The organism is Roseomonas sp. KE2513, from assembly GCF_016107305.1.
Classification (GTDB): Bacteria; Pseudomonadota; Alphaproteobacteria; order Acetobacterales; family Acetobacteraceae; genus Roseomonas.
On record NZ_RCVR01000019.1, the window covers coordinates 99,471 to 110,375 of the forward strand.

The 10,905-nt window shown below is 75.3% G+C and carries 10 protein-coding genes; 1 reads left to right on the plus strand and 9 read right to left on the minus strand.

The annotated features are described in order from the left end of the window. Nucleotide 1: 1 nt before the first annotated feature. The 9 genes from D9599_RS18845 to modA all read right to left on the minus strand — a co-directional run bounded on the left by D9599_RS18845 (nt 2) and on the right by modA (nt 10,271). Nucleotides 2-277, minus strand: a complete 276-nt coding sequence (locus tag D9599_RS18845; protein ID WP_198382825.1) for a hypothetical protein — start codon at nt 275-277, stop codon at nt 2-4. After that, the gene (locus tag D9599_RS18850; RefSeq protein WP_198382826.1) at nt 274-2,247 is read right to left on the minus strand and encodes a chemotaxis protein CheA; all 1,974 of its coding nucleotides are present in this window, start codon (nt 2,245-2,247) and stop codon (nt 274-276) included. The genes D9599_RS18845 and D9599_RS18850 overlap by 4 nt, the downstream gene beginning before the upstream one ends. Continuing rightward, nucleotides 2,244-3,080 carry a protein-glutamate O-methyltransferase CheR gene (locus D9599_RS18855; RefSeq protein WP_309228660.1) on the minus strand — a complete coding sequence of 279 codons (837 nt, stop codon included), beginning with the start codon at nt 3,078-3,080 and terminating at the stop codon, nt 2,244-2,246. Before D9599_RS18855 ends, D9599_RS18850 begins: the two co-directional genes overlap by 4 nt. Further along, complete coding sequence (cheB, locus tag D9599_RS18860; protein ID WP_198382827.1) at nt 3,077-4,204, minus strand: chemotaxis-specific protein-glutamate methyltransferase CheB; 1,128 nt, start codon at nt 4,202-4,204, stop codon at nt 3,077-3,079. The genes D9599_RS18855 and cheB overlap by 4 nt, the downstream gene beginning before the upstream one ends. Next, nucleotides 4,201-5,589 carry a chemotaxis protein CheW gene (locus tag D9599_RS18865; RefSeq protein WP_198382828.1) on the minus strand — a complete coding sequence of 463 codons (1,389 nt, stop codon included), beginning with the start codon at nt 5,587-5,589 and terminating at the stop codon, nt 4,201-4,203. Before D9599_RS18865 ends, cheB begins: the two co-directional genes overlap by 4 nt. A gap of 1 nt (nt 5,590) precedes the next feature. Continuing rightward, nucleotides 5,591-7,543, minus strand: coding sequence for a methyl-accepting chemotaxis protein (locus tag D9599_RS18870; RefSeq protein ID WP_198382829.1), 1,953 nt, complete (start codon nt 7,541-7,543; stop codon nt 5,591-5,593). 111 nt (nt 7,544-7,654) lie between these two features. Further along, the gene (modC, locus tag D9599_RS18875; RefSeq protein WP_198382830.1) at nt 7,655-8,752 is read right to left on the minus strand and encodes a molybdenum ABC transporter ATP-binding protein; all 1,098 of its coding nucleotides are present in this window, start codon (nt 8,750-8,752) and stop codon (nt 7,655-7,657) included. A gap of 27 nt (nt 8,753-8,779) precedes the next feature. Then, entirely contained in the window at nt 8,780-9,478 is a 699-nt protein-coding gene (gene modB / locus D9599_RS18880) for a molybdate ABC transporter permease subunit (protein WP_198382831.1), read from the minus strand. Between the two features lie 7 nt (nt 9,479-9,485). Next, nucleotides 9,486-10,271 carry a molybdate ABC transporter substrate-binding protein gene (gene modA / locus D9599_RS18885; protein ID WP_198382832.1) on the minus strand — a complete coding sequence of 262 codons (786 nt, stop codon included), beginning with the start codon at nt 10,269-10,271 and terminating at the stop codon, nt 9,486-9,488. 188 nt (nt 10,272-10,459) lie between these two features. Here modA and D9599_RS18890 point away from each other — a divergent pair, with 188 nt between their 5' ends. After that, nucleotides 10,460-10,609, plus strand: a complete 150-nt coding sequence (locus D9599_RS18890; RefSeq protein WP_198382833.1) for a hypothetical protein — start codon at nt 10,460-10,462, stop codon at nt 10,607-10,609. Nucleotides 10,610-10,905: the final 296 nt, after the last annotated feature.

Sequence of the window (10,905 nt, forward strand, 5' to 3'; positions counted from 1 at the left end):
GCTACTCCGTGAACAGGGACGGATGATCCCCTTCCAGCGGCGGTGGCGCAAGGAGCGGCAGGAGCCAGCGCGCGTTGAAAGGATCGCCGGCACCCCCGTGCAACGCCGGGCGCAGCGCCAGCAGCACACCCAGGACGGCCGCGTGCAGGGGGCCCGCCTCGCTGAGGTCCACGCCGCGCCCTGGCCCGCCCTGGAGGAAGGCGAGAAGCGGCTCGGCGTCCTCCACGCGCGGCTCGCCCTCCAGCCGCGCGATGTCGCCGTCGATGCGGAGGCTCATCCGGCGCCTTCCCCGTCGATCAGGGCCGGCAGGTCGAGCACCACCAGCACGCGCCCGTCCCCGAGCAGGGCCGTGCCGAGCATGCCCGGCATGCCCCGCAGCAGTCCCTCGGGCGGGCGGAGCAGCACGTCGAGCCGCCCGGCGAAACCCTCCACCTCCAGCCCGGCCCGCCCGGCGCCCGCGCCGGTCAGCAGCACCCGCGCGACCTCGCCCCGCGGCGCGGCGGAGAGGCCCAGCAGGCCGGCCAGGCGAAGCAGCGGCACGGTACGGTCCCGCAGCACGAAGGCCTCCGCCTGACGCAGCGGCAGGATGCGCGGTGCCGGTACCCGGAGCGTCTCCGCCACCGCCTCCACGGGCACGCCGAAGACCTCGCCGCCCGCGCGCACCAGCAGGACGGTCGAGACGGCGGCGCCCTGCGGAAGGGTGAGGCGCACGGTGGCGCCGGCGCCCGGCGCGGAGAGAAGGGCGACGCGCCCGCCCAGCGCCTCCACCGCCGTCCGCACCGCGTCCATTCCGACGCCGCGTCCGGAGACGTCTGTCACCGTCCCGGCCGTCGAGAAGCCGGGGCGGAAGACGAGGTCGAGCGCGGCGTCGTCGTCCAGCACCGCGGCCGCGGCGGGGTCGAGCAGCCCGCGCGCCACTGCAACGGCGCGAAGCCGGGCCGGGTCCATCCCGCGCCCGTCATCCGACATCTCGACGAGGATGCCTACGCCGCCGCGGCTCGCCCGCAGCGCGATCCGCCCGGCGCGCGGCTTGCCCGCCGCCGCGCGCTCCGCCGGCGACTCGATCCCGTGGTCGAGCGCGTTGCGGAGAAGGTGCAGCAAGGGCTCGAAGAGGCCGTCCACGACAGCCTTGTCGGCCTCCACCGCCTCGCCCTCCAGGTGGAATGCGACCTCCTTGCCGAGCCGGCCCGCGATCTCGCGCGACGAGCGCGGCAGGCGGTTGAGGCTGCGCCCCAGCGGCACCATGCGCAGGCCGAGCACGCCGCGATGCATCGCCTCCGCCAGCCGCTCGATCCCGGCGCGGCTCTCGGCGAGGGCGCGGGCGAGGGCCGGGTCCGCCCCCGCCGCGCGTTCGACGAGATGAGCGAGGCGGTTCTTCGCGACCACCAACTCCCCCGCCAGGTCCACCAGCGCGTCCACCCGGCCGGCATCCACCCGCAGCGCGCGGGGCGGCGCGGCAGGCGCAGCCTCCGGGGCGGGCGGCGGAGCAGTCCCGGCCGGGGGCGGCAGCTCGGCCAGGCGCACCTGGTCCGCCACCAGCCGCAGTAGGGGACGCAGCGCGGCCCCGGGCGCCGCGACCACCGCCTCGATCACGAGATTGCAGGTAAAGGGGTCCGGCCCGGCCTCGGGCCAGGGCTGCCGGGGGGCGACGTGCAGCGCGACGAGGCCCGGCAGGGCGCGCACCACCGCCATCGGGTCGTCGCCGAGGAAGAAGCAGTCCTCCGCGGGCACGTAGCGCAGGGCGGTCACCCCGCGCCCGGCCGCGTGTTCCGCCGCCACCGCCCGCGCCAGGAGCGGGGCCAGCCAGTCCGCGGCCGATGGCCCGGCCGCGGCCGGGGAACTCCCGCCGGTCGGCTTCGTCCCCGGCAGCAGCGCGCGGAGGGACGCTTCCAGATCACCCGCCCGCCCGGCGGCAGCGGCCGGGAGGGTGCCGCCGAGGGCGGCCACTTCCTCCACCCAGGTCTCAACCGCCCCGATCAGCTCCAGCAGCGAGTCGATGGCGGCACGGCCGAGGGCCATCTGCCCGGCCCGCGCGGCGTCCAGCAGATCCTCCGCGGCATGGAGCGCGGCGCCCATGGGCGCGAGGTCGAAGAGGCCGACTGATCCCTTCAGCGTGTGCACCGCCCGGAACAGGCCATCGAGCCGCGCGGCGTCGGCCGGCGCGCGCTCCAGCGCCATCAGCTCGGCAGCGGCCGTCTCGGCCAGCTCGCGGGCCTCGACGAGGAAGGCGTCCAGCAGGTCGCTCATGCCGGCGGACGCTGGTAGACCACCGCGTCCTCGAAGCGCCGCACGAGGAAGCGGTCGGAGATGCGGGTCATCGATTCCGTGTGCCCGAGCAGCAGGAAGCCGCCGGGAAGAAGGGCGTTGAACAACGTCTCCGCGGCGAGGCGGCGGGAGGCCTCGTCGAAGTAGATGAGCACGTTGCGGCAGAACACGACGTCGAAGCGCCCCTCCGCCGCCATGCCCGCGGGATCCACGAGGTTCGCCGTCCCGAAGCGCACGGATTCGCGGAGGTCGTCGATGATCCGCCGCTGCCCGTCCTGCCTCGGCCCAAAATAGCGGGCGACGAGGTCCTCGGGCAGGCGGGCGAGGGAGCGGTCGCCGTAGCGCCCCTCCCGCGCCGCCTCCACCGCATCGCCGTCGATGTCGGAGCCGGCGATATCGATGTTGTAGGCATCGACGGGCGGCCAGTTCTCGAGCAGCCAGATGGCGATGGAGTAGGGTTCCTCCCCGGTGGAGCAGGGGTTGGACCAGATCCGCACGAGATCCCCCGGGCCCCGCCGGGCCACGATCTCTGGCAGGATGGAGCGGCCGAGGCAGCGGAGCTGGTGCTCCTCGCGGTAGAAATAGGTCTCGTTCACGGTGAAGCTGTTCACCAGCCGCCCCGCCTCGGCCGGGCTGGACTGCAGCAGCGCCATGTAGTCGGGGAAGGAGACGGCGCCGGAGCGCGCGATGCGCTGGGCCACGCGCCGCTCGATGTAGTAGCGCTTGCCCTCGCCGTAGGACATGCCGGTGCGGCGATAGAGGAAGTCGCAGAGCCGCCGAAGCTCCTCCTCGCTGAGGGGCCGTTCGTCGCTCACCGCCACGCCTCGTGGGCCTGTCCCAGGGCGCCGATCAGCGCGGGCGCGATACTCTCAAGCGGCAGCACGGCGCCCGCGGCCCCCGCCCGCACCAGCTCCCCCGGCATGCCCCAGACCACGGCGGTCTCCTCCGCCTCCGCGATGGTCCGGCCGCCCGCCGCGTACAGCCGCGCCATGGCGGCGGCGCCGTCATAGCCCATGCCCGTCATCAGCACGCCGATGAGGCGGTCGGCGGGGATGTGCTCCATCGCGCTGTCCACCATCCGGTCCACCGAGGGATGCCAGCGCCGGTCGGGGTCGGAGGGCGCGGCCATCGCCACCGGCCCGCCCGCGCGCGTGCCGAGGATGAGGTCCGCATCGCCCCGCCCGACATAGGCGTGGCCGGGCTGCAGCGGCACGGGTCGCGTCACCTCCTCCACGGTCAGGGCGCAGAGCCCGTCGAGACGCCGCGCCAGGGGGCCGGTGAAGCTCGCCGGCATGTGCTGGGCGATGAGGATCGGCCAGGGGAAATCCGCAGGCAGCGGGCCCAGCAGCGCGTCGAGCGCCGTGGGGCCGCCGGTTGAGCAGCCGACGAGCACCAGCCCTGGCGGCGAGCCGGGCGCGGTCGCCGCGCGGGGCAGGGGAGCAGCTTTCGGAAGGACCGGTCGCGGGGCGCGCGCGGGCGTCTCCTGTGCGGCTGCGAGCCCCGTGCGCAGGCGCACCCGCTCGGCCAGACGATGACTCCGCCGCAACCGCGCGCCCGCGGCGGCCCGCACCTTCTCCACCAGCCGCGGCGCCAGCGCGTCGATCGAGAGGGAGGCGGCGCCGGCGGGCTTGCCGATGAAGTCCACCGCACCCAGCCGCAGCGCCTCCAGCGTCGCTTCCGCCCCCGCCTCGGTCACGGAGGAGAGCATCACGACCGGCAGCGGGTTCTCCAGCATCACCCGGTCGAGGCAGGCCAGGCCGTCCATCCGCGGCATCCGCACGTCAAGCGTCATCACGTCGGGCCGCTGCGCGGCGATCGCCTCCAGCGCCTCCACCCCGTCGCGGGCGAAGGCGACCTCGAAATCGGGCTCCTGCGAGAAGACGCTGCCCAGCAGGCGGCGCATGAGCGCGGAATCATCGACGACGAGAAGGCGGATCACGGCTCCGCCACCTTTATTGTCGCCGCCTGGGCCGCCACGGCGGCCAGAAGGTCGCGCTCGGCCGCGTCCAGCAGGGCACGGGGGTCGATCAGCAGGATGATGCGCCCGCCGCGCTCCACCCGCGCCACGCGGTCGAAGAGTCGCGCGCCGCCCTCGGCCAGCGGCGGGACGGGGGCGAGGTCCTCCGCGGCCACGGGCAGCACCTCCGACACGGCGTCCACCGCGAAGCCCGCGCGCAGCCCCTCCACCGTCACCACCACAATCCGCCCGGCCGGCCTGCCCTCCCCGCTGCCGAAGCGGCGGCGCTGGTCGATGACCGGCAGCACGGCGCCGCGCAGGTTCATCGCCCCCTCGACGAAATCCGGCGCGTGCGGGATGCGCGTCAGCGCGCCGGGATGGCGCACCACCTCCTCCACTGCCGCGATCGGCAGGCCGTAGCTCTCCTCGCCCAGGCGGAAGACCAGGAAGCGCTCCGCGGCGCCCGCCTCGCTGCTGACAGCCATCGCCTCCTCCTCCGTGCCCGTGGCCAGCCGCGCCGCCGTCGCCTCGTCGAACAGTCCCGCCGGGGAGAGGACGGAGACGAGGCGCTGCCCCCCGTCCAACCGCAGGATCGCGGCCACCCGCGCCTCCCCCAGCCCGCGGGAGAGGATCGGCGGCACCGGCTCCACCGCCTCCTCGCCGACGCGGAGGATCGCGCTCATCGAATCCACGACAAGGCCAAGCCGATGGGCCCCGAGACGCGTGACCACGATCCGCGTCGCGGCCGTCGGCTCTCCCGCCGGCAGGCCGAGCAGCGCGTGGGGGAGGACCAGGGGCAGCAGCCCGCCCCGGTGCGGCACAAGGCCGAGGATCGCGCCATCCTCTCCGCCGAGCGCCGCGGGGGCCGGCAGGCGCGCCACCTCGGCCACCTTATCGAGCGGCAGGGCATAATCCTGCCCGGCGATCCTGAAGGCGACGAGCGCCAGCGCCTCGGCCGCCCGCGCGGGGCGCGCCTCCGGCAGTGCAAGGTTGGCCGCTCGGGGGGCGGCGCGCGCGAGGCCGGCGAAGGCCCCCTCCAGCAGGGCTGGAAGGTCGAGCGCCCGCGCCCCGCCGCCCGGACCGAGCCGCGCGACGCGCTCCACCAGCAGCCCGACGGTCGCCGCGCCCTCCACCACCACGATGCGCGAGGCGGGGCCGGGCGGCGCCTCGGTGCCGCCGACCAGCCGCGCGAGCGACAGCACGGGCCGCACCGTGCCCCGCAGGTTGGCCAGGCCCAGCAGCGCGGCCGGGGCGTGCGGCACGCGCGTCAGCGGCACTGGCCGCAGCACCTCCCGCACGAGGGCGGCCGGCAGGGCGAAGCCCTCGCCGGACGCATCAACGGTCAGGACATCGGTGGCCCCGGCCACCTCAGTCGCCCGCCGAGCGCAGCTCGTCCGCGAGATCGGCAATTTCCTCGATGGCGGCGGCCAGGTCCTCGGTGCCGCGCGCCTGGCTGCGCGCGGCGGCGGAGGCCTGGGCAACGGCGGCGCTCGCCTCCTCCGCCGCGGCCGCGATCTGCTGCGTGCCGGTGGAGACCTCCCGCACGGCGCGCAGGATCTCCTCCGCCCCGGTCAGCACCTCGTCCGACCCGGCCCGCAGCGCCGCCAGTTCCGCCTCAGCCGCCACCAGCCGGTCGAGCATGACCTGCCCCCGGCCGATCTCGGCGGCCGAGGCGGCGGCCAGGGCGTCGAGGTCGGCGCGCACCACGGCCACCTGGTCGCGGATATCGCGCACCACATCCTTCATCCGGTCGGCGTTCTCGCCAGCGTCGCGCGCCAGCTCGCGGATGTCGGTGGAGACGACGGCGAAGCCGCGCCCCGCCTCGCCCGCCCGCGCCGCCTCCACCGAGCCGCTGACCGCGAGCATGTTCGTCTGCACGGCGACGAGCGCGATGCGGTCCACGATCTTCTCGATCCGCCGCCCCGAGGCCTCCAGCGCGCCCGCCAGCGCCGCCACCGCCCGCGTCTCCGCCACGGCGGCCGCCATGCCCTCGTTCAGCGCCGCGAGCCCTGCACGCCCGTCGCCGAGGCGCGGCGCGAGCGAGCGGAGCAGCGCGACCGCCTCCGCCGCCGCGGCACGGGTGCCCACGGCCGCGCGCTCGATCTCCTCCATCGCCGCGGAGGACTGCTGGGTGGCCGCCGCCTGCGCCTGGGCACCGCGGGCGATCCCGTCCAGCGCGGCGGTGATCTGCCCGGCCGCGCCCGACATCTCCTGCACGACCGCCGAGAGTTCCTCGGCGGCGGAGGCGACCTCTTCCGCCGCGCCGGCGCCGGCCGTCCCGACCTGCAGCCCCTCCGCCATGGTGGCGAGGGCTTGGGCGGTGCGCTGGCTCTCGGCCAGGGCGGTGACCTGCTGCTCCACCGCGCGCTGAGCCTCGGCGGTCGCGGCGGATTGCCCCTCGGCGGCGGCGGAGACGCCCTCGGCGCCGCGCTGTGCCTCCCGCGCCGCGCCCTCGGCCCCGACGGCCGCGAGGAGGATCGCCTGCGCGCCCTCGGCCAGGGCACCCATCTCGGCGCGCACCTCGGCGAGCGTCGCGACCACGGCACGGCCCGCGCGCGTCTGCGCCTCGGCGCCCTCGGCCGCGGCGCGGATGCGGGCACCGATGCCGCGCACCTCCTCGCGGATGGTGGCGACGAGCGCCTGCACCTCGCCCGCGCTCGCCTCCGAACGCTCGGCGAAGGCGCGCACCTCCTCGGCCACCACGGCGAAGCCGCGGCCCTGCTCCCCCGCGCGAGCCGCCTCGATGGCGGCGTTGAGGGCGAGGAGGTTCGTCTGGTCTGAGATGTCGCCGACCACGCGGGTGATGTTGCCGATGCTCGCCGCGCCCTCCTCCAGCGCCGCGACGATCTCGACGGAGCGGAGCTGGCGGGCTGCGTTCTCCGCGACCGAGTCGGCGGAGGCCTCGATTCCCGTACCGAGCTCGATCAGGGCAGCCTGCATCGCATCCGTCCGGCGGCGCGAGGTCTCCGCCCGGTCGCGCGCCTGGGCGAAGATGGCGCCGAGGCTGCCGATGGCGCCCTGGGACTCCTGCGCGGCGCCCGCCGCCTCCTCGGCGGCGGAGGCGGTCTGGCTGAGCGCCCGGCCCAGCTGCTCGGCGGCAGCGGCGGCCTCGGCCACGCCGGCCGCCAGCTGCTCGGTCGCGGCGCCGATCCGCTCCGCCGCCTTCTCCCGCCGCGCGCGGGAGCGGTCCTGCGCCCGCCGGGCGCGGCTGGGCTGGGCCGCGGCCGGGGAGGGAGGGTTCGGCGGTACGGCAGGCGTTGCCGCCCCTGCGGCCCGCGCCGAGGCGCGCCCGCCCAGCTCGGATGTCTTCACCAGCGCCATGAGGTCTCCCCTGGCCACGCCGCCGCCCGGGCGACGTGCCCGGCGCCCCGGCGGAGACGTGACGAAGCCGCATCTTACCGGCCGCCCCCGTACTGCGCCAAGCAGGGGCCCTTATTCCCACCCATCCTCCGGCCCAAAGGCGGCGGACTTCACGAGCGCCCAGACCGTGAGCCCCGGCCGGAGCGCCAGGCGCGAGGCCGCTTCGGCCGTCACGCGGGAGAGCAGCGCCGCCTCGCCGAGTCGGAGGCGAAGGATCGCCTCATGCGCGCCCGCGCCCTCTACCGACTCGATCACCGCCGGAAGGATGTTCTGCACGGAGAGACCCTTCGGCTCCGTCAACGCGACGGAGACGTCGCGCGCGCGGACGCGCAGGCGCAGTGCCTCGCCGGCGGGTTCGGCCCGGAGCGGCACGCGCAGCTCCCCGCCCGCGAAGTCGAGCCGCGTGAGCCCGCCCGCCGGATCGTGCGCGGTCACCCGGCAGGCGAGTGCAACTCCCGCGTCCCGCCGCCCCGCGAGCAGCGGGAGGTCGGTGCGGGCCGAGAGGTCCTCGACCGTGCCCGTGGCAAGGACACGGCCGGCCTCCATCAGCACGAGGTGGTCGGCCAACCGGTCCACCTCGTCCAGCGCGTGCGTGACATAGAGGATCGGCACCCGGAAGCGGTGCCGCACGCGCGCGAGGAAGGGCAGGACCTCCGCCCGGCGCGGGGCGTCGAGGGCGGCCAGCGGCTCGTCCATCAGCAGCAGCCGCGGGCGCGAGAGCAGCGCGCGGCCGAGCGCCACCCGCTGCCGCTCCCCGCCCGAGAGGGCGCCGGGCCGCCGCCCGAGCAGGGGGCGGATGCCCAGCAACTCCACCACCTCCTCGAAGCCGGGGCCGGTGGCCTCGCGCGGCGCGCGGCGCTCGCCGTAACGGAGGTTCGTCCTCACCGAGAGATGCGGAAAGAGGCGCGCATCCTGGAACACGACGCCGCAGCGCCGCCGCTCCGGCGGCAGGGCGATGTCGGCAATGGTGTCCGCCAGCACGGTACCGTCCAGCGCGATGCGGCCGCGGTCGGGCCGCAGCAGGCCCGCGACCGCGGAGAGGAGCGTGGACTTGCCGCAGCCGGAGGGGCCAAAGAGGGCCGTGACCCCTGGCGTGGGCGTCGCGAACTCTGCCTCGATCAGGAAGCCGTCCCTGCCGCCGAAGCGGTGGGACAGCGAGACCTCCAACATCAGCGGGGCAACATCAGCGGGGCAACATCAGCGGGGCGCCCGGCCGAGCGCGAGGGAGAGCCGCCGTCCCGCGAGGTCAGCCAGCAGCAGCCCCGCGACCGCGAGGGCGAGCGACACCGCCGCCAGCCGCGCCGCCACTGCCTCCCCGCCCGGCGTCTGGGTCGCGGCGTAGATCGCCAGCGGCAGGGTCTGCGTCTCGCCGGGGATGTTGGAGGCGAAGGTGATCACCGCACCGAACTCGCCCAGCCCGGCGGCGAAGGCGGTGATGGCGCCGGAGAGGATGCCGGGCGCGATCAGCGGCAGCGTGACGGTCACGAAGCGGTCGAGCGGCCCGGCGCCGAGGGTTCGCGCTGCCGCCTCCAGTCCGGGATCGACGGCATCGAGGCTCAGGCGCACGGCGCGCACGATCAGCGGGAAGGACATCACCGCGGTGGCGAGTGAGGCGCCGGCTGTGGTGAAGACCAGCCGGATGCCGAACCACTCGTTCAGCAGCGACCCCACTGGCCCACGCAGGCCGAAGGTGACCAGCAGCAGCCAGCCAACCACGACGGGCGGCATGACCAGCGGCAGGTGAACAAGCGCGTCCAGCAGGGCCCGCCCGGGGAAGCGGCCGCGCGCCAGCAGCCAGGCCGCGAGCACCGCCGGCGGCAGCCCGAAGGCGACCGAGCGGAAGGCGACGGAGAGGCTCAGCCGGACCGCCTGCCACTCCTCGGGGAGGAGCCCCATTCCCGCGCTACGGCGCCCGCAGCTCGAAGCCGAAGCGCTGGTAGGTCTCCGCCGCCTCCCCGCCGGTGACGAAGGCGAGGAAGGCGCGGGCCTGCGCGTTGCCGGCCGCGCGCCGCGCGAGGGCGAAGGGGTAGGTCACGGGGGGGTGGCTCTCGGCGGGGAAGGTGCCGACGACCCTCACCCCGCGGGAGGCCGCCGCATCGGTCGCGTAGACGATGCCGAGCGGTGCCTCGCCGCGCTCCACCAGCAGCAGGGCGGAGCGGACGTTGTCGGCGCGGGCAAGGCGCGGCCCGATTGCCTCCCAGGCGCCCATCCAGGTGAGGGCGGCCTGCGCGTACTTGCCCACGGGCACGTTGGAGGGATCGCCCGTCGCGAGCCGCCCGTTGGGGCCGAGCAGGGTGAGGAGGTCCATTCCCCTGGCGAGCGCGACCGGCGGCAGCGCCCGGTCGGCCGGGGCAACGAGGACGAGGGCGTTGGCGAGAGGGCTGATCCGCGTCTCCGGCAGGATGAGGTCTCGCTCCGCGACGTAATCCATCCACGGCTCGTCGGCCGAGGCGAAGATGTCGGCGGGCGCTCCCTGCTCCATCTGCCGCGCGAGGGCGGAGGAGGCGGCGAAGGAGAAGCGGGGCAGGGGTTGGCCGCGCCCGCGCCAGGTTTCGCCGAGAGCGCGCATGGCGTCGGTGAGGCTCGCTGCCGCGAAGACGGTGACGGCCTCCTGCGCGTGGGCCGCCGACCGGACTCCCGCCAGGAGGGGCGTCGCGGCGAGGGCCTTGATCAGGCGGCGGCGGGTCACGTCCTTGCTCCGTGATGCTGGCGGCAGTCTGAAACGGCGTCGCGGGATGGGCAACCGCGGCGCACAAGATCGTTACGACAAAAGAGCATTACGAAACTCGACAAATCTCTCCTGACGATAAAGTTTGGCGAGCGGTGGATCATGCCGGGGGGCATGAGCGATGGGGGTTTGTCGTGCAGGCTGAGACGGTGGAAGTTTACGAGGCCGATCTGGCCGATGATCTCGCCGTCGAGGAGGATCTGAAACGGCTTCCCGTAGGAACCGCCTTCTGGGTGATCGGCGGCATCTCGATCCTCCTGTGGGTCGGCATCGTCGCGATCGTCTCCGCCTTCCTCTGACCACTTGGCGGGTCCGGGAGGGGAGCGGCGGGCAGGGGCCTTATTCACGATCCAGTGGGCGGGCATTCTCAGTGGGCGAGCGCGGCCAGATCTTGTCCTATGCTGCAGTGCGTCGTCGCTTCCCGCGCTAAGCGGTGCGAGAGCGATGCCTTGGCCATGCCTGAGCCTTGCCCTGTCGTTGCCCTGTCGTTGATGGACGCGAGCCTTGCCCGACTCCCTCCTCCGCGGCCATGAACCCGGCGGTTTCAGGCCCCTGGCAGCCCCCGACCCGGCTGCCGGCGGTGGGTCGGGCCGTG